Origin of the sequence: Pseudarthrobacter sp. 1C304 (assembly GCF_052245515.1) — a bacterium.
Taxonomy (GTDB): Bacteria; Actinomycetota; Actinomycetes; order Actinomycetales; family Micrococcaceae; genus Arthrobacter.
In genome coordinates this window covers 1-17,571 of the sequence record NZ_JBQQCH010000006.1, presented here as the reverse complement: position 1 = coordinate 17,571, position 17,571 = coordinate 1, and the positions used below count along the sequence as shown (strand labels likewise).

The following is a 17,571-nucleotide window of genomic DNA, read 5'->3' as shown; positions in this document are numbered from 1 at the left end:
GGACTACTGCGGGGGGATTACAGCGGAACTACTTGGACAGCTCGGTGAGCTTGGCCTGCATGTCGTTCAGGGCCGTGTCCGTGTCCTTCGCGCCGGTGATGGCGGCGTAGGCCTCTTCCTGGATGGCCTTGGTGGTGGCGCCGTACTGGACCACCTTGGGCCGCGGCTGGGCGTTGTTCAGTGAGGTCAGCAGGGTGGGGAAGAACGGGCGCTTGGCGACGACGGCGGGATCCTCAAAGAGGGACGCGTACACCGGGGCGCGGGAGGACAGTTCAAGGCGCTTCTGGGCCTGTTCCTCGCTGGTGAAGAACTTGACGAACTCCAGCGCCGTGGCCTTGTTCGGGGTGAACGGGGAGATGGCCAGGCTGCGGCCGCCCAGGGTGGAGACACCGGGGCCGTCGGTGCCGGGGATGGAGGTGATGTCGAACTTGCCGTTCACCTTGCTGGAGCCGTCGGTGGCGCTCAGGGAGGCGTGCAGGAAGGGCCAGTTGCGCATGAAGACCAGCTTGCCGTCCTGGAACGCGCGGCGGCCCTGCTCCTCGAGGTAGGTGATGGCGTCGGACGGGAAGAGGCCTTCCTTGAAGCCGTCCACCAGCAGGTTCAGGCCTTCCTTGGCCTCGGGGGTGTTGACGGTGGGCTTGCCGTCGGCGTCGACGATCGAGCCGCCGGCGGACGCCACGGCCTCGGAGAAGTTGACCGTGAGGGCCTCGTTCTTGTCGAACTGGCCGGCGTAGCAGGACATGCCCGCAGCCTCGGGGAGGGCCAGGATCGCGTCGCAGGCGGTCTTCATTTCGTCCCAGGTCTTGGGCGGGGCGGCGATGCCGGCGGCCTCGAGCAGGTCGGAGCGGAAGTAGAACAGGGCGCCGTCGGTGTAGTACGGCGCACCCACCAGGGTGTCCCGGTAGGTGGCGGCGTTGACCGTGGCGGGGATCATCTTGTCCGTGGGGACGGCGTCCTCGGGCAGCGGCATGATCCACTTGTTGGCGGCGAACTCGGAGGTCCAGACGACGTCCAGGTTCAGCACGCTGAAGGTGTCCGACTTGATTTGCGCGTTCTGGATGAGCTGCTGGCGCTGCTGGTCGGCGGAGTCCGGCAGTTCGATGAACGTGACCTTCTCCTCCGGGTGCGCGGCGTTCCATTCCTCGATGGTCTTGTTCGCGGCACCGGAGGCGTCGCGGTTGGAGACGTAGTTGATGGGGCCCTTGCCCTCGAAGGACGCGGCGGCGGCCTTCGGGGTGCTCTTCGCTTCCGTGGACGTCCCGCCGCAGCCGGTGAGGGCGACGGCGGCGACGGTCAGGGATGCGGTGGTGGCCAGAAGAGTCTGCCAGGTGCGGCGGCGCTGCCTCATGTGTTGCTCCTTGTTTTGGTTAGTGCGAGTTCATTGGGGTGGTGCGTTTTGGGGTGGTGCGGGTGGTTTGGTGCATGCGGAAACCGCGGCGGCTGGGTGGTTGCCGGCACAGGGGAGTGCCGGCTGCCGCCGGTGGGTGGTGGTTTTGTGGGCTAGCCCGTGGGGTCGGGGCGGCCGGGGGAGGTTGAGTTGGGCGGCGCGGTGGAGCCGCGCTCGATCAGCCGGTGCGGCATGATCTTCGGTCCCAGGTCGCGGGAGCGGAGCAGCTTCTTTACGGCCATCCGCCCCATTTCCTCCAGCGGCTGCGCCATGGTGCTCAGCGGCGGGTTCACATGCAGGGAGGTGGAGGTGTTGTCGAAGCCCAGGACGGAGACGTCCTCCGGCACCCGGAGCCCGCGCCGCTGCAGTTCATTGACGACGGCGGCGCCCATCTCGTCGCTCATGGCGAAGATGGCGGTGAGGCCGGGTTCCTGCTGCAGGAGTTCGTCGACGCCGGGTGCGCCGCTTTCGTAGAAGAAGCTGCCGGTGGCGGTGACCGGGGTGCAGTTCGCTTCAGTCATGGCGCGGAGGTAGCCGCGTTTCCGGGGCTGGGCGACGTAGACCGACGCCGGGTCCCCGGTGAGGAGGCCGATGCGGCGGTGGCCGAGCTTCAGCAGGTGACGGGTCGCGTCGTAGGCTGCCTGCTCGTCGTCGATGGCCACGCTGGGGGAGCCGGACTTGTCACTGATGGCGACGGAGATGATGGGGACGTTCGGTCCCAGCAGCTGCCTGGTCTCCGGCGTGATCACCGCGGAGATAAGGATGACGCCGGCGGCCCGGTAGGTCCGCAGGGTCCGGAGGTACCCGGCAATGTAGGCGGACCTGGCGCCGGTACGGCCCAGCATCACGGCGTAGCCGCGCTCCTGCGCTTCCTCCTCAACGCCCTGCATCACCTTGGAGGCCAGGGCATCGGAGACCATGGGGGCGAGGAGCCCGATCACGGACGTCTGCCGGGTCTTGAGGCCGCGGGCGAGGTAGTCCGTTTCGTAGCTGAGGCTCTTGACCGCGGTTTCGACGCGTTCCCGGGTCTCGTCCGAGTAGCCCACCAGCCCGTTGACCACCCGGGAAACAGTGGCGGGGGAGACGCCGGCGTGCTTGGCGACATCGCGGATGGTGACCACTGTTCCTCCTCTCTGAGGGCGCCTGCGGGTGCTGGCGTGCTAACTGTTGAGTGCATTACGCAAACGGTTTACGTAAACGGTTTCGTTGCGTGCAGGATCAACAGTAAGGGGTGAGTGAGGGAACGCGTTACGTTTCGTAAACGGGGGATGGCGGATGCCGGGGGAGTCCCGGGTCACCGGTGCGAGATTTAGCTGAGGCTCCCAAACGGACGCCAGCGCCTAAACGGCGGCTTCTGCCTCGCCCACGGCAGCCACCTCAACCAGAACCCCCGCGTCGCGGAACTTCTGCACTTGGGCAGGGTCCGCGCCGTCGTCTGTCACCAGGGTCCAGGGCAGCGCAAGCCGGGCCCAAGCGTGGAACGGCCGCAGGCCCAGCTTGGAGGAATCCGCCAGCACATACACAACGTTCCCGCGGCGGGCCATGAGCTCCTTGAGCCGAGTCTGGGCATGGTCGGCCTCGCAGATGCCGTCCTCGGCAGTGACGGCGTCGGCGCCCAGGAACACGCGGTCGAAGCTCATCCGCTCCAGGGCCGCCTCTGCCAGCGGGCCGACAAAGCTCTGCGACACAGCACGCAGCCGGCCGCCCAGGCAGTCCACCTCAATGCCCTCGGAGTCGGCCAGCTCCTGCATCGTGTTGATCCCCGGCGTCGTCACGGACAGACGATCGAATCCGCGCAATTCGTGCGCCAGTGCACCCACGGTGGAACCGGCGTCGAGCAGGATATTCTCCCCGGGCCGGATTACGGACGCCGCCCAGCGGGCGATCGCGTGTTTCTGCTCGAACGCCTCGCCGGTGCGCTGCCGCAGGGACGCCTCCGGGTGCGCGCCCAGGGCCATGGCCCCGCCGTAGGTGCGGGCCAGCCGGCCCTGCCCGTTCAGCAGAGCCAGGTCCCGGCGGATGGTGGAGGCCGTCACCTCGAACCGGGCGGAAAGCTCCTCCACGGACGCCAGGCCGGTGGTCACCGCAAGATGGTAGATCTCTTCGCGCCGCGCGTTCGCACTCAACATTCCCGGCCTCCTTTCCGTGGCGGTCGTAACCATGCTAGTTCCAGCCCCCGGAATAATGCCGCTACACGGCCACGGACGGCCGGGTGGCCATCTCCGCCGCCTGGTGCAACGCCTCCACCATGGACCGCGAATCCGCGATCGCCTTCCCCGCGATGTCAAAGGCGGTGCCGTGGTCCACGGACGTGCGGATCACCGGCAGGCCCACCGTGATGTTCACGCCCGCCTCGATGCCCAGAACCTTAACCGGCCCGTGCCCCTGGTCGTGGTACATGGCCACCACCAGGTCGTAATCGCCCCTGCCCGCCAGGAAGAACAGCGTGTCCGCGGGCAGCGGGCCCACCGCGTTGATCCCCTCAGCCTGCGCGGCCTTTACACCTGGCTCGATCTTCTCCGCTTCCTCGCCCTGGCCGAACAGTCCGTTCTCGCCGGCGTGCGGATTGATGGCGCAGACGCCGATCTTCGGGCTCGGAATGCCCGCCCGGACCAGTGCCTCGTGGCCGCGGCGGATGGTGCGCTCCACCAGGTCCGGATTGATCTTGCGGATCGCGTCCACCAGCCCGATGTGTGTGGTCACGTGGATCACCCGGATCTTGGGCGTGGAGAGCATCATGGACACTTCTTCCGTGCCGGTCAGCTGCGCCAGCAGCTCGGTGTGCCCGGGGAAGACGTGCCCGGCCGAGTGCAGCGCCTCCTTGTTCAGCGGCGCGGTGCAGATGGCCTGCACCTTCCCCGCCATCGCCAGCTCGCTGGCCACCCGGATGTACTCGTACGCGGCGTGCCCGGCCACGGGGGAGAGCTGGCCCCAGGGCAGGTCCTCCGGCAGCAGCGCCAGGTCGATCACGTTCACCCGGCCCGGGGTGTAGGCCGCGTCCTCCACGTTCTCGATCGCCTGAATGTCCGCCTCCAGACCCAGGATGTCCGCGGCCTGGCGCAGCCGTAGCGCATCACCGATCACCACGGGCCGGCACTCCCGCAGGATCCCCTGGTCGAGGACGGCCGACACAATGACTTCCGGCCCGATGCCGGCGCCGTCACCCATGGTGACGGCGATGTAAGAAGTGCTCATAGTGAGACCTTTCCAGGGTTGGCGGCTTCTAGGGCCTGCATGGTTGTGAGGATTTGGGTAAGGCTGTGGCGGTCGCCGAAGCTTCCGGGGCGCGTCGCCACCAGCCGTCCGTCCGCGGTGACGCTGACCACCGCGCCCGGGTGGGCCTGTGCTAGCGGGTGCATCCGGCGGATCCCCAGCGCGTCCAGCACCGAACGGGCGGTTTCCCCGCCGCTGAGGACAAGGTGGCGCCCGGCATGCGCCCGCCGGGCGAACCCGGCCAGCGACCCCACAATCGCCCCGGAGCGCGACGGGTCAATAGGGCCGTCCACCACTACAGCGGCTGAGCCTTCAGTGCCGGGGTCCAAGGAGGGGACGTCGGCGTGCTGCACGCGGTGGACCGGCACGCCGGACAGTTCCAGCTCCGTCAGCTGGGCACGCGCTGACGGGCTCGCGGTGCCGAGGATAAACAACACGGGAGAGTTCCGCACCGGCAGGGCGGCAGCCGGGGGGACGTCCGACGGCGTTGGGCGGCTGCGGCGCATCGCGGCGGCAAGTGCCGAGGCGCCCGCAAGAATGATGCCCCGGCTCAGCGCCGCGGCGGCGATCCGGTCTAGGTCGGCGTCGGTTTCGGCGTCGCACACCGCCAGGCGGCCGGCTGACGTAATGCTGGCCAGGGCCTGCTGCAGGTCACCGCCGCGGACAGTGTCCAGCGGTACGACGGCGGGGCGCGCGGCGGCTAGCAGGGCGGCAACCGAGTGGCCGGGGTCGGCGGGTTCCGCCTGCCACAGGTCCGTCCGGTGCAGCGGGATGCCGTGCACTTCCAGGACGCCGTTGCGGACCGTGCGGTCGAGTTCCGGGAGCGCGGGACAGAAAGCCACCGCGCCGGTACCGAGCGCGGCGGCGAGCTCGGCGTCCAGGTTGCCCCGCAGCAGGGAATCGAACTTCAGGAACACGTCGCTTCCCTGCGGCCGCGCCGCCAGGAGGGCGCGCATGCGCCCGGCGGCCTCCGCGCCAGGCACGTGCCGGTTGGTCGAGTCCACCACCAGGGTGGCCGGCTGGCCGGAACCGGACGGCCCCTCAACAATGACGTCATCCGCGGAGTGCAAATCTAGGATTACTGGTGTTGTTACTGGCTGCGGTTGCGCGTTGTGCGCAGATCCTACGGAGAGCCCTGCCAGCACAGCAGCAGTTTCTGCCGCGCCGGACAGGTCATCTGCGATGGCATAGATGGACAAAGTGTTCTCCTTGAAGGTCAGCGTGCATGAATCACGCTACTGGGCTTGCGCACAACGCGCAAGTATGGAAGTGTGAGCGGCGCTACAGGTCTGCTGGCTCAGAGGAGCCGTCCTGACTTGGGCTTCCCTGCTGTTCCATATCCATAGTCGAAGGAGACTGCTGTGACCACAGAACTGACAACAGCGGAACGAGACCACGCCAAAGTGGTCGACCCCTACGAGCTCCGCCCGGAAGACGCGGTGGCTGCCCCCACCACCTTCCGCGGACGCTTCCGCTACCTGGGCCCCGGCCTTATCCTTTCCGCCGCTGTTGTCGGCTCCGGCGAACTCATCACCACCACCGCCCTGGGTGCCCAGGCCGGCTTCGTCCTGCTCTGGCTGGTGATCGTCTCCACCGCGGTCAAGGTATGGGTGCAGATGGAACTGGCCCAATGGTCCATCCTCACCGGAAAGACCGCCCTCGAAGGCTACGGCCAGGTGGGCCCCAAGACCCGCCGGGGCAGTTGGATCAACTTCCTCTGGATCCTGATGGACTTCGCCAAGATCCTGCAGCGCGGCGGCATCATCGGCGGGGCCGTGGCCTGCATCTCCATCATGTTCCCCGTGATGAGCGGGCCCCTGGAAACACCGTCGCTGACCTTCTGGACCGTCATCGTCATGGCGTCCGTGATCACCATGATGGTCAGCGGCAAGTACTCCATCGTGGAACGCGCCGCCTTCGTGTCCGTCGTCGTCTTCACCATCGTGACCGTGGCGCTGGCCCTTGGACTGCCGCTCACCTCCTTCGGGTACGACGGCGGCGACCTCGCCACTGGGCTCTCCTTCGCCCTCCCGGCGGGCGCCATCGGCTTCGCCATTGCCATGTTCGGCCTCACCGGCGTCGGCTCCGACGAAATGACCACCTACACCTACTGGTGTTTGGAGAAGGGCTACGCTCGCTGGACCGGACCCCAGGACGGCACGCCCGAACGCGCCGAGCGCGCTGAGGGCTGGATCAAGGTCATGCGCCTGGACGCCCTGGTTTCCTGGATCATCTGCACCCTCTGCACGCTTTCCTTCTACATCATCGGTGCCGCAGTGCTGCACCCGCAGAACCTCGTCCCCAAGGGCAACGACATGATCGTCACCCTCTCCCGCATGTACACGGACACCATGGGCGGCTGGGCCCACTGGGTCTTCCTGATCGGCGCCTTCGCCGTGCTCTACTCCACGCTGGTGGCCTCCACCGCTTCCGTGCCGCGGCTGTGGACCAACACCCTGGGCATCCTGGGAGTCTTCGATTGGAAGGACGTGGCCAAGCGCAAGCGCATCATCTCCATCCTGACCGTGGTCATGCCCATCATCTGGGCCGCCAGCTTCCTGGTCATCAAGTCTCCGGTCATCATGGTGCAGATCGGCGGCGTCGCCTCCGGCGTCTTCCTGGTGGCCGTGGTCATCGCCGTCTGGCACCTGCGCCGGCAGGTGGACCGCCGCTTCCGGGCCAGCAACTTCTGGACTGTAGCGTTGGTCTTCAGCAGCTTCTCGGTCCTGTTCATCGGTGTCTACTCCGTCCTCACCGTCTTCGGCGTGGAAATCGGCTAGGCACCACCACCAGAGTTTGGAGCGCGCTTTTCGTGGAAATCCTCATCACCACCCCCAGTTTCGGTCAGCAGTCCCGGGAACCCTGGCGGGCCCTGGAAAACCAGGGCTTCACGGTGCGCCGCCCGGTCAAGGCGCACCCGCTCTCCGCGGCGGATCTCGCCGAGGAGATCGGAGGCGCTGACGCCGTCATCGTGGGCCTGGACGCCGTGGAGGCGTCCGTGTTCGCCGCTGCTCCAAACCTAAAGGTGGTTGCCAAGCACGGTGTGGGCGTGGACAACGTCGACTGTGCCGCAGCAGCCGCCGCCGGCGTCCGGGTGGTGAACGCACCGGGATCCAACTCCAGCGCCGTGGCGGACCTCACCCTGGGGCTGATGCTCGCCCTCGCTCGGCAGCTCATCCCCGCCCACCTCTCCACCCAGGCTGGCGGCTGGGACCGTTTCACCGGCGTCGAACTGACCGGCCGGACCCTGGGCCTGGTGGGCTTTGGCCGCATCGGGCAGGCGGTGGCCCGCCGGGCGCGTGCCTTCGACATGAAGGTGGTGGCTTACGATCCGTACCTTCCTGCGGAGATCTTTTCGCAGCTGGACGCTGTGCAGGTGGGCCTGGAGGAGTGCGTAGCGTCGGCGGATTTCCTCAGCCTGCACATGCCCGGAACGCCGGGCGGCGCGCCCCTGCTGGACGCCGCTGCGCTGTCCGCCATGAAGCAGGGCGCCTTCCTCATCAACGCGGCCCGCGGCGGGCTGGTTGACGAGAACGCGCTCGCAACCCGTCTTCATACCGGGGACCTGGGCGGCGCCGCGCTCGATGCCTTCAGTGTGGAGCCGCTCCGGGAGCGCAGCGCCGTCCGGACGGCACCGAACGTCATCCTGACCCCGCACATCGGCGCCTTCACCGACCAGGCGAACGCCACCATGGGCGTGATGGTGGTGGAGGACGTAGCCAGGGTGCTGCGCAACGAAGAGCCAATCAATTCCGTCGCCTGACCGGCGCGGAGCTATGAACTTTAGGACCGGGGCTCATGCCTCGTTGATGGAGGTAAGAAAGCTGATGCAGGAAACAACGATGTCCGGAACACGCGTGGCGGGCCTGGATCTTCCGGTGTCGCAACTGGCACTGGGAACCATGACGTTTGGCGACACTGCCACTGCGGAAACTGCCGAGGCCATGCTGGCCGCAGCGCTCGACGCCGGTATCACCGTAGTGGACACGGCCAACGGCTACGCGGGGGGAGCCAGCGAGGAAATCCTCGCCAAGCTCCTGCCCGCACACCGCGACCGCGTCATCCTCGCGTCCAAGGCCGGCATGCCCCACGCCGACGCCGGAGAGAACTCGCCGCTGTCGGCCGAGGGGCTCCGGCTATCCGTCGAAGGCAGCCTGCGCCGCCTGGCCACGGACCGCATCGAGCTGTTCTACCTGCACCAGCCGGACCGGGAGGCGCCGCTCGCGGAGACGCTCGAAGCCGTCGGGCAGCTGATCCGCGACGGCAAGATCCGCGCCTGGGGCGTGTCCAACTTCGCTGCGTGGCAGATCGGCGAGCTGAATGCGGCCGCCGACGCCGCCGGCGTCGCCCGCCCGGTGGTGGCCCAGCAGCTGTACAACCTGCTGGCCACCCGCATCGAGGACGAGTACCTGGAGTTCGCCCAGCACACCGGGCTCCTGACGATGGTCTACAACCCCCTGGGCGGTGGCCTGCTGACCGGCAAGCACTCCTTCACGGAAGCCCCGTCGGTGGGACGCTTTGGAAATTCCCGGCTGGCCGAGATGTACAAGCAGCGCTACTGGGACCCCCGGCTGTTCGAGGCGGTCCGGCAGCTGTCCGGCATCGCCGACGGCGCCGGGCTGCCCCTGCCGGAGCTGTCCTTCCGCTGGCTGCTGAGCAAGCCCGGCGTGGGTTCCGTCCTGCTGGGCGGGTCCAAGGTGGAGCAGCTGCAGGCCAACATCGCCGCTGCTGCCAAGGGGCCGCTGTCCACCGACGTTGTGGCCGCCTGCGACGCGGTGGCCGCGGAGATCCGCGGACCGATGCCCAAGTACAACCGCTAGCTTTTCCCGAACCTGACCGTTGACCTGCCTGAACTGAAGAGGACTGCCCCATGAGTGCCGCATCGTTTGCCGCCAAAGCCCGAGCCAATGAACCCGTCGTCGGATACTGGGTGGTGCTCGACTCGCCGGTGTCCACCGAGCGGGTGGCGCGCCTAGGCTACGACTACGTGGCGCTCGACGCCCAGCACGGACTCATGGGGTACTCCGGGTGGCTGCACGGACTGATGGCGGTGGATGCTGCCGGAGCCGCAGGAATTGTGCGGGTGCCGTCCAACAACGCCGCGTTTATCGGGCAGGCACTTGATGCCGGTGCCGCCGGGGTCATCGTGCCGCTGGTCAACAACGCCGAGGAAGCTGCTGCGGCTGTCCGGGCCGTCCGGTACCCGCCGCATGGCATGCGGTCCTACGGCCCCATGCGGTCCGCACTCCGGATCGGACCGACGCCGGCGGAAGCCGATGCCACCGTGCTGTGCCTCGCCATGATCGAGACTCCTGAGGGCTTGGCCAACGTCAAGGAGATCTGCGCCGTGCCCGGCATCGACGGTGTGTATATCGGACCCTCCGACCTGTGCCTGGCCGTGGGCGGCAAGTTCCCGAACGATCCCGACGTGGCGGAGGATTTCAACGCCGCGCTGGTGGCCATCCGCGAGGCGGCCCAGGACGCCGGCGTGATCGCCGCCATCCACACGGCCAGCGGCGACATCGCCCGGCAGCGTATCGCCGAGGGGTTCACCTTCGTCACCGTGGCCTCGGACCTGACGCATCTGGAGGCGGCCGCTGCCAACCACCTGTCCACCGCCCGCGGCGAATAGGACGGGCTGCCTGCGGTTGGTGCCGGCCACCCGGCCGGCGGCGTAGGAGACCGTCCCGTCGCCGCCGCCCGCGGAACTGTGAATTCCGTTAGCCGGCCACGGCCGCCTTCGCCGCCTGCGAGGCTGCCATCCACTCGCTCAGCCACGGGGCCCGGACGCTGGAGGTGATCCGGCAGTCGGCCACGAAGGTGCCCTTGGCGCCGGCGTCGATCCAGCCGGTGAGCGCGGAGAGGTCCTCCAGCGAGCGGACGATCGCCGATTCAGCACCCAGCGCCCGGGCGACGCCGCTGAAGTCCACCTCGGGGATCAGCATGGGCTTTTCGGTCAGGCCCTGGGAGCCGTACTGGTGGATCTCGGCTCCGTAGGCGGCATCGTTGTAGATCACGACGACGGCGCTGCTGGCCGCGCCAATCAGCGATTCAAGGTCGGACAGGCCCATCAGGAAACCGCCGTCGCCGGAAGCCAGCACCAGGGTGCGGCCGTCCTCCACCGCGCGGGCTGCCCCGACGGCGCTGGCGAGGCCCAGCCCGATGGTCTGGTAGGCGGTCCCCACCATGACCAGGTCCTGCGGCCTCGGGATTCGCCAGTACATGGGTGCCCAGCCGACGAAGTGCCCTCCGTCTTGGACCACCGTGCGGCGCTCCGGCAGCACCGCGTCCAGTGCCTTAGCGAGGGAGCGCGGGTCCAGCCGGCCGTCCGGCGTCTCCGCGGAGCCGGGGTGGTGGGCCGGTCCCTCAGCCAGGCGTTGGCGGGCTTCCGCGCGCCAGGCGGTCGGGCTGGCGGCCGCTGAGGCCGGATCATCCAGGAGAGTGAGGATGCGTGCCGCGGCAGACTTAACGTCCGCGCTGACGAACGTGTCCACCCGGGGGTGCCTCGGCTGCAGGGCGGCGTCGATCTGGATGACCGTGCTGTCCGGGGCGAGGAGGTGCCCGAACCGCATGGTGAAGGGGCTCAGGCTTGCCCCGGCCACGAGGACCACATCGGCCTCGCCCATGAGCCCGGCCGCGGTGTCGGTGCCGAAGCCGCCCGCGACGCCGAGGTACCCGTCGCCTTGGAGGAGGTTGAGCGCCAGCGCGGTTCCGGCAGTCAATGCGCCGAGGCGGTCGGCGAGCTCCCGGAGCTCCGGGCCGGCGCCGGCAAGGTGCGCGCCGCGGCCGGCCAGGATCAGCGGCCGCTTCGCCCTGGCGAGCAGGCGCGCTGCCTGCGCCAGGCCGCCGTCGGCGTCGTCACTCACGGCCGGTGCCATCGGCGCCGGAAGCTCTTCATCTGCCGCCTCGAGTGCCGCGAGGTCGTAGGGGATGGCTATTACGACGGCGGTGCGCTTGGTGAGTGCGTATTCCACCGCCTGCTGCGTGATGGAACCTGCGGCGTCGCGGGTGACGGTGAAGGTGGCCGCGCCGAGGCCTGCGGCGATGGCTGTCTGGTCCACGTCCTGGGGGCGGGCGCCGCTGGTGGGGGCGTCCCCGGTGACCAGCACGACGGGGATCTGCGCCTGGACGGCCTCGGCCAGAGCGGTGAGCGCATTGGTGTAGCCGGGGCCGTAGGTGGTGGTGCCCGCGGCGAGGCGGCCCGACGTCCGGTAGTAGGCGTCGGCCGCGGCGATGGCGGCGCCTTCATGCCGGACGGCGGAGAAGCGGAGGCCCAGCTTCTCGGCGGCGTCCAGGAAGTGGACGTTTCCGTTGCCCATCACGCCGAAGAGATCGGTGAGGTAGCTGCTGAGAACCTGTGCCACGCGGCCGGAAACGGTCAGTGAAGTCATGCAGGAAGTGTGTGTGCTGGGTCACGGATCGGCAAGAGGGCTGCTTTTGACCGGGACTTTTGGCAGTTGGAGGGCGCATGGAGTGAAAATTTGCACACCTGCGGCGCGGGTCATGCGCATCAGACGGCGGGACGGGATTCCTGCTCCGAGAGCCGGGCCAGGAGGCCGTCGTAGCGTGGCGGCATGAGTTCCAGCACGGAAATGGCGGTGCTGGTCCGCTGGATGCCGTCGATTTCCAGGATCTGGTTGGTGATGCGGTAGAGGTCGGCCGTGCCGCGGGCCACCACCCTGGCCATGAGGTCCGCGTCCCCGGTGGTGGCGTGCACCTCGATGATCTCCGGGATCGCGGCGAGCCCGTCCTCCACCGCCCCGGTGCGCGTCTGGCTGATGGACAACGACAGGAAGGCCATGAGCTCGTAGCCCAGCGCGGCGGGGTCCAGCCTGCGACTGAAGGACCGGAGGGCGCCGCTGCGCTCCAGCCGTGCCAGCCGGGCATGGACAGTGTTGCGGGCGACGCCGAGCGTCCGCGAGAGTGCCAGGGCGCTGGCTTCGGGATCCTTGTCCATGGCCAGGATGATCCGGCCGTCAAGGGAATCCAGGGTGCGAGGGTTCGGGTTGGTCATATTTTCACCGCAAACTGTAGGAGTTGAGCAGAAGTCCCAATGGGATGAGGGTAGCTTGCATTGTGTGGCGGGTCACAATCATGATCGGACCTCATGACCCATGATCAGCTCCTCACCGCCCCGGACACAGCACTTCCCACCCTGCGTGGAGCTGTGGCCGGACTTCCGTCCTACGTCCCGGGACGGCGGAGTGCCGGCCTGGACATCGCAGCCCTCGCCAGCAACGAAAGCCACTACCAGCCGCTGCCCGCGGCCGCAGCTGCCGTGACCGAAGCGGCCGGCACCATGAATCGCTACCCGGACAGCGCCGCCGTCGAACTCCGCGAACGGCTGGCCCGGCACCTGGGCGTCACCGCCGGGGAAGTCGCGGTGGGACCCGGCAGCGTGGGGGTCCTCCAGCAGATCATCACCGGACTGTGCGACGCCGGCGATGAAGTGATCTTCGCCTGGCGCTCGTTCGAGGCGTACCCCATCCTGGTTGAGCTGGCCGGCGCCCGGCCGGTCCGCATCCCGCTGGACGACGCCGAGGGCCACGACCTCGAGGCCATGGCCGCGGCCGTCACCGACCGCACCAAGGTGATCCTGCTCTGCACCCCCAACAACCCCACGGGCGTGCCGATCAGCCACGAGCGCATCGAGGCATTCCTGCAGTCCGTCCGTTCCGACATCCTCGTGGTGGTCGACGAGGCCTACGTGGAGTACTCCGACGCCGGCAGCGGCCCCGATTCCCTGGCGCTCTACCGCCAGTACCCGAACGTCTGCATCCTGCGCACCTTCTCGAAGGCCTACGGACTGGCCGGCCTGCGCGTGGGCTACGCCGTGGCGGCACCGGCCATCGCCGAGGGACTGCGCCGCACCGCCCTGCCCTTTTCCGTGAGCGCGCTGGCCCAGAAGGCGGCCATCGCGTCGCTGGACGCCGGGGGCGAGATGGAAGCGCGGGTGGCAGCCGTCAAGCAGGAGCGCGCCCGAATGGCCGCGCAGCTGGAAGCGCGGGGCTGGACTCTGCAGCCAAGCCAGGGCAACTTCCTGTGGATCCGCGCGGATGACAGCCTCCGGGCCCGGCTGGTGGAGGCGTTCGACAGCGCAGACATCCTGGTCCGGGGATACCAGGGCGACGGCGTGCGGATCACCGTGGCCGATGCCGCCTCCAACGACCGCGTGCTCCGGCTGTTGGAAGCCCACGCCGCCTAGAAACCACTGACCTTTTACCAACCCGTTCCACCAACAACCAGAGGACTCCCCATGGAACAACAGACAAAGACGTCTGGCCGCGCACTGGGCGCCGCACTCAAACCCCGCCAGCTCACCATGATGGGCCTCGGAAGCGCCATCGGCGCCGGCCTCTTCATCGGCTCCGGCGCCGGCATCCAGGCGGCCGGCCCGGCCGTGCTGATCTCCTACCTCGTGGCCGGCACCCTCATCATCCTGGTGATGTGGGCCCTCGGCGAGATGGCCGCCGCCAACCCGGACAGCGGCGCCTTCTCCGTCTACACCGCCAAGGCCTACGGGCCGGTGGCCGGCGCCACGGTGGGCTGGCTCTGGTGGGTGCAGCTGGTGGTGGTCATCGCGGCCGAGGCGCTCGGTGCGGCAGGCCTGCTGGCCACCATCTTCCCGGCCCTGCCGGTGTGGCTGATGGCTTTTGTGTTCATCGTGGTGCTCACCGCCGTGAACCTGACCGGTGTGAAGAACTTCGGTGAGTTCGAGTTCTGGTTTGCCCTGCTCAAGGTGGCGGCAATCGTGGCGTTCCTGGCTGTGGGCGCTGCGCTGCTCTTCGGCTGGCTGCCGGGCGTGCAGTCGCCGGGCCTGTCCAACTTCATGGGCGAGGGGTTCGCGCCCAGCGGCTTTGCCGGGATTGCGACTGCGCTGTTCGTGGTGGCGTTCGCATTCGGCGGCACCGAAATTGTCTCCGTCGCGGCAGCTGAGACGGCTGAGCCTGCCCGCAGTGTGAAGACGGCAGTCCGGACCGTCCTGTGGCGCATCCTGGTCTTCTACATCGGCGCGATCTTCATTATCGCGGCCGTTGTTCCGGTGGGATCGGACGGGCTGAAGAGCCCGTTCGCCGCCGTGCTGGAGGCCGCCGGCATGCCCGGCGCAGCCACGGCCATCACCCTGGTGGCCGTCGCCGCGCTGCTCTCGGCACTCAACGCCAACCTTTACGGCGCGTCCCGGATGGCGTACTCCCTCGCGGAGCGCGGTGAGGCGCCACGCCTGCTGGCCTCGGTGTCCAAGGCGCGGGTCCCGGTGGTCGCCGTCCTGGCCAGCGTCGCCTTTGGCGTTGTCACGGTGGTGCTGGAGCTGGCCTTCCCCGAAATGGTCCTTCCCGTCCTCCTCAACATCGTGGGCTCGACCTGCCTGCTGGTATGGACGTCCGCACTCCTGGCCCAGCTGGCCCTGCGCCTCCGCGCCGACCGTGAGGGCACGGAGCTTCCCCTGCGGATGCCCGGCTTCCCGGGGCTCACGGTGTTTGGTCTGGTGATCCTCGCGGCGATCTTCACGGTGGGCTTCATCGGCGAGGATTCCCGTCCCCAGCTGCTGAGCACGTTCTCGCTCGTGGCGCTGCTTGCGGTGGGTTGCTGGCTGAACCAGCGGAACCGGAAGGCTGCCCCGGTTGCGGAAGCCCCGGAAGGTGCCAAGGAGCCGGCGCTGATCGACTAGATCTGCGGACCCGCCTGGCGGGTCCGGTTCAAGCGGAGGGCGCGTCCGGCTTTGGCCTGGCGCGCCCTTCTGTTCTGTTTGCCGGGCTGTTCATGCTGATGGTCTCCGGCATGATTATGGCGGAGATTAGGACGACGGCGGCAGTCCGGATGGTGCGCCGGGTCTGGAGGTACCCGGCGACGTAGCCGGACCTGGCGCAGGTGCGGCCGATCATCACGGCGTAGCCGCATTCCAGAGCTACCTCCGGGCAGCCCCTTTCGTCGTCGGCTCAAGCGGACCGTTGACGCTAGCAATCCTGAAGGGGCAGGGACCCAGGACTGAAAGACGTCACCCTTATCTTTTTGGCTGCTACTTGATGGCCTTCAGGATGCGCAGGCGGCGCGCCTCGAACAATTCCAAACTGTCCAAGCGGTAGCGGGCGTAGGTTGGCAGGTCGGAGGGCAACGCTCGCGACTCGAAGTTGTCGAAGGGGAGCAGGAACCGCACGGCAGCATTCCCGTCTACGAAGTCACCGAGATGAAAATGATCGATGTAGCCGGCAAAGGAGCCGAAGAGCTCAAAGAAGCCCGCATAGCGGTCAATGGTCGTCGTCAAGGGACTCGTTCCGCCTTCGTAAAACCGCCGAATCGCTTCGAGGGTCAAGTCCCAGCGATCTTGGATCCGCGGATGAGTTCCGCGGTTCTGGTTGAGACTACCCCGTGAGACCGGAAAGATCATGAAGCCGCAGATGGTGTAGGAGCGTCGGAGAAACGCGTCATTCACCTCATCCGGAAGCTGTGCGTACAAGTGGTGCAGCTTCCTGCGGTGCCGCGTCGCAATCGTGTCGCTTCCGAGGACGAATCTTGTGTTGTCCGCTTCGTAAACGAGGTACGGTGAGCGTGCCCGCCCAGCGTGAAGCTCGAACGGTCGGCCGTCAGGGAGCGGCTTGCTCCAAAGGAGCTGGTGGTACCTCCTGAGTGTGCGGCTGTGGCTGTCGGGATCTTTGCCCTCCGGTGTGTCATCGAAGAAGTTGTAGTCGACGTCGATGTCCCCAAGCTCGCTCATGGACACAAACTAGCAGAAGCGACCGACTCGTTACCCGCGAGACGCGACCCTGCCTCGACCCAGGGTTTGGCCTGTAGGCCCGCCCATGATTTCCCCTGCGATATGTGTTTCTGCCCCAGCGGTGGGGGCGTGCGGGGCAAATGTGCGACCGCAGTCGGGAGGTGTTAGAACGAGCTGACATCGAGATGGAGGGCGGCACATTCGGACACACATCAAGGTTCTCAAACCGCTTCGATCGCACGAGAAGTGTGCTGTTATATCTCAGTCATATTTCTAGCATTGGGGAACCTTGGATATTGAAGTTATTTCACTGTTGATTAATCTCGTCACCGCGCTCGCCGCGGTGGCGGGTGTTTTTATCGCTACCCTTCTCGGCAGGAAGGCGGTAGCAGTTGCCGCCGAGACGGTAGAGCGTGCCTCCTTGGATTACGCTGCTGGAAGGGCGGATTTGATTACGCAGGCCAGGGTCAGCGCCTTCGAAGCTATGGCTGAACTGAAAGCATCCATGCACGTATATTGGAAAGAGAATCCTCAGAAACTGCTGGAAGTCGATCCAAATTCTGCTCGCGCCCAAGATCTCATTCAGCAACGTAACGCTGCTGAAGTCGAGACACACCGAGCGATGTACAAGCTGCAGGGTGCTGGCGAACGGCTACGGGAAGTGCTGCCTACTGCTGAGATTGTTGAGCTTGTGAGATCACGGGACAGCGATGTCAATATCCGCGAAATTCGAGGAGTGCGGGCACCGGTAGGCGTTGACATGCCCGCCATTCTTCAGCTCGTGCACCTTTACGAACGCGGCGCCATGGCGCTCTACTTCTCGCTTGTTTCGGACGGAAGGTACACCGATCCGAAAGCTGATCCGGAGCTCTTCAGTAAGGAATTTATCGGCGATCTTGAGCTCGAGGGAGGCGACGCCGGCTCGGTCTGGCTCTCACGCGTACAGGAATGGCTTTCGAACCAGCTGTCCGTGATTTCGAATCAGACAACGCCTGCAATCATTGCAATCAACTTCGTGGAATCCTACTTGGACGGCGAGTTGGCAAAAGCTGTCCACAATGTCACTGATTCCGTGCTGACTGAGAGCCGAGCCGGTGTGGTTGTTCGCGCAAAATAGCGGTGAGCAAGTTCGGGGAAAGTCAATTGGTCCGAGCAACGCGGGGGTTTATGCCGCCTCTTTTAGCAGCTGGTTCAGCCGGTTTGCTGGGGTTTCGAGGTTGAGGGTGGGCCGTGGCCGTCGGTTGAGTTTCGCAGCGAC

At 67.1% G+C, this 17,571-nt stretch carries 15 protein-coding genes; 7 read left to right on the top strand and 8 right to left on the bottom strand.

From position 1 onward, the window contains the following. Positions 1-28 precede the first annotated feature (28 nt). The 5 genes from ACTWQD_RS12435 to ACTWQD_RS12415 all read right to left on the bottom strand — a co-directional run bounded on the left by ACTWQD_RS12435 (position 29) and on the right by ACTWQD_RS12415 (position 5,745). Positions 29-1,348 (bottom strand): ABC transporter substrate-binding protein, encoded by a 1,320-nt coding sequence (locus ACTWQD_RS12435; protein ID WP_443196438.1) that lies wholly within the window; start codon positions 1,346-1,348, stop codon positions 29-31. 152 nt (positions 1,349-1,500) lie between these two features. Further along, positions 1,501-2,508 (bottom strand): LacI family DNA-binding transcriptional regulator, encoded by a 1,008-nt coding sequence (locus tag ACTWQD_RS12430; protein ID WP_443196437.1) that lies wholly within the window; start codon positions 2,506-2,508, stop codon positions 1,501-1,503. Between the two features lie 219 nt (positions 2,509-2,727). Then, positions 2,728-3,516, bottom strand: a complete 789-nt coding sequence (locus ACTWQD_RS12425) for a DeoR/GlpR family DNA-binding transcription regulator (protein WP_443196436.1) — start codon at positions 3,514-3,516, stop codon at positions 2,728-2,730. A 61-nt stretch (positions 3,517-3,577) separates the two neighbouring features. Then, positions 3,578-4,582: a 4-hydroxythreonine-4-phosphate dehydrogenase PdxA gene (pdxA, locus tag ACTWQD_RS12420; RefSeq protein ID WP_443196435.1), complete on the bottom strand. Its 1,005-nt coding sequence runs from the start codon at positions 4,580-4,582 to the stop codon at positions 3,578-3,580. Then, the gene (locus ACTWQD_RS12415) at positions 4,579-5,745 is read right to left on the bottom strand and encodes a four-carbon acid sugar kinase family protein (RefSeq protein ID WP_443196605.1); all 1,167 of its coding nucleotides are present in this window, start codon (positions 5,743-5,745) and stop codon (positions 4,579-4,581) included. The genes pdxA and ACTWQD_RS12415 overlap by 4 nt, the downstream gene beginning before the upstream one ends. A 216-nt stretch (positions 5,746-5,961) precedes the next feature. On the opposite strand from ACTWQD_RS12415, the gene ACTWQD_RS12410 reads away from it, so the two are divergent. The 4 genes from ACTWQD_RS12410 (at position 5,962) to ACTWQD_RS12395 (ending at position 10,232) form a co-directional block, all read left to right on the top strand. Further along, the gene (locus ACTWQD_RS12410) at positions 5,962-7,380 is read left to right on the top strand and encodes an Nramp family divalent metal transporter (protein ID WP_443196434.1); all 1,419 of its coding nucleotides are present in this window, start codon (positions 5,962-5,964) and stop codon (positions 7,378-7,380) included. 32 nt (positions 7,381-7,412) lie between these two features. Continuing rightward, on the top strand, positions 7,413-8,363 hold the full coding sequence (locus ACTWQD_RS12405) for a phosphoglycerate dehydrogenase (RefSeq protein WP_443196433.1): 951 nt from the start codon (positions 7,413-7,415) through the stop codon (positions 8,361-8,363). Positions 8,364-8,442: 79 nt separating this feature from the next. Next, positions 8,443-9,420, top strand: a complete 978-nt coding sequence (locus ACTWQD_RS12400; protein WP_443196432.1) for an aldo/keto reductase — start codon at positions 8,443-8,445, stop codon at positions 9,418-9,420. Positions 9,421-9,470: 50 nt separating this feature from the next. After that, positions 9,471-10,232, top strand: a complete 762-nt coding sequence (locus ACTWQD_RS12395) for an HpcH/HpaI aldolase family protein (RefSeq protein WP_443196431.1) — start codon at positions 9,471-9,473, stop codon at positions 10,230-10,232. Between the two features lie 88 nt (positions 10,233-10,320). Here ACTWQD_RS12395 and ACTWQD_RS12390 read toward each other — a convergent pair whose 3' ends face one another. Both ACTWQD_RS12390 and ACTWQD_RS12385 read right to left on the bottom strand, forming a co-directional pair. Further along, positions 10,321-11,991 carry a thiamine pyrophosphate-binding protein gene (locus tag ACTWQD_RS12390; protein ID WP_443196430.1) on the bottom strand — a complete coding sequence of 557 codons (1,671 nt, stop codon included), beginning with the start codon at positions 11,989-11,991 and terminating at the stop codon, positions 10,321-10,323. Positions 11,992-12,110: 119 nt separating this feature from the next. Next, positions 12,111-12,614 (bottom strand): Lrp/AsnC family transcriptional regulator, encoded by a 504-nt coding sequence (locus ACTWQD_RS12385; protein ID WP_443196429.1) that lies wholly within the window; start codon positions 12,612-12,614, stop codon positions 12,111-12,113. Positions 12,615-12,707: 93 nt separating this feature from the next. Here ACTWQD_RS12385 and hisC point away from each other — a divergent pair, with 93 nt between their 5' ends. Beyond that, complete coding sequence (gene hisC, locus ACTWQD_RS12380) at positions 12,708-13,805, top strand: histidinol-phosphate transaminase (protein WP_443196428.1); 1,098 nt, start codon at positions 12,708-12,710, stop codon at positions 13,803-13,805. Between the two features lie 51 nt (positions 13,806-13,856). Further along, the gene (locus ACTWQD_RS12375) at positions 13,857-15,269 is read left to right on the top strand and encodes an amino acid permease (protein WP_443196427.1); all 1,413 of its coding nucleotides are present in this window, start codon (positions 13,857-13,859) and stop codon (positions 15,267-15,269) included. A gap of 348 nt (positions 15,270-15,617) precedes the next feature. Here the strand turns inward: ACTWQD_RS12375 and ACTWQD_RS12370 are convergent, their stop codons facing one another. Beyond that, positions 15,618-16,313 (bottom strand): DUF6994 family protein, encoded by a 696-nt coding sequence (locus ACTWQD_RS12370; protein ID WP_443196426.1) that lies wholly within the window; start codon positions 16,311-16,313, stop codon positions 15,618-15,620. 289 nt (positions 16,314-16,602) lie between these two features. On the opposite strand from ACTWQD_RS12370, the gene ACTWQD_RS12365 reads away from it, so the two are divergent. Then, the gene (locus tag ACTWQD_RS12365) at positions 16,603-17,430 is read left to right on the top strand and encodes a hypothetical protein (protein WP_443196425.1); all 828 of its coding nucleotides are present in this window, start codon (positions 16,603-16,605) and stop codon (positions 17,428-17,430) included. The last annotated feature ends 141 nt before the right edge of the window (positions 17,431-17,571 follow it).

Bases quoted from the DNA above. Each gene is read 5' to 3' on its own strand.
- ACTWQD_RS12435 (WP_443196438.1), bottom strand. From the start codon at position 1,348: ATGAGGCAGCGCCGCCGCACCTGGCAGACTCTTCTGGCCACCACCGCA.
- ACTWQD_RS12425 (WP_443196436.1), bottom strand. From the start codon at position 3,516: ATGTTGAGTGCGAACGCGCGGCGCGAAGAGATCTACCATCTTGCGGTG.
- pdxA (WP_443196435.1), bottom strand. From the start codon at position 4,582: ATGAGCACTTCTTACATCGCCGTCACCATGGGTGACGGCGCCGGCATC.
- ACTWQD_RS12400 (WP_443196432.1), top strand. From the start codon at position 8,443: ATGTCCGGAACACGCGTGGCGGGCCTGGATCTTCCGGTGTCGCAACTG.
- ACTWQD_RS12395 (WP_443196431.1), top strand. From the start codon at position 9,471: ATGAGTGCCGCATCGTTTGCCGCCAAAGCCCGAGCCAATGAACCCGTC.
- ACTWQD_RS12390 (WP_443196430.1), bottom strand. From the start codon at position 11,991: ATGACTTCACTGACCGTTTCCGGCCGCGTGGCACAGGTTCTCAGCAGC.
- ACTWQD_RS12385 (WP_443196429.1), bottom strand. From the start codon at position 12,614: ATGACCAACCCGAACCCTCGCACCCTGGATTCCCTTGACGGCCGGATC.
- hisC (WP_443196428.1), top strand. From the start codon at position 12,708: ATGACCCATGATCAGCTCCTCACCGCCCCGGACACAGCACTTCCCACC.
- ACTWQD_RS12375 (WP_443196427.1), top strand. From the start codon at position 13,857: ATGGAACAACAGACAAAGACGTCTGGCCGCGCACTGGGCGCCGCACTC.
- ACTWQD_RS12370 (WP_443196426.1), bottom strand. From the start codon at position 16,313: ATGAGCGAGCTTGGGGACATCGACGTCGACTACAACTTCTTCGATGAC.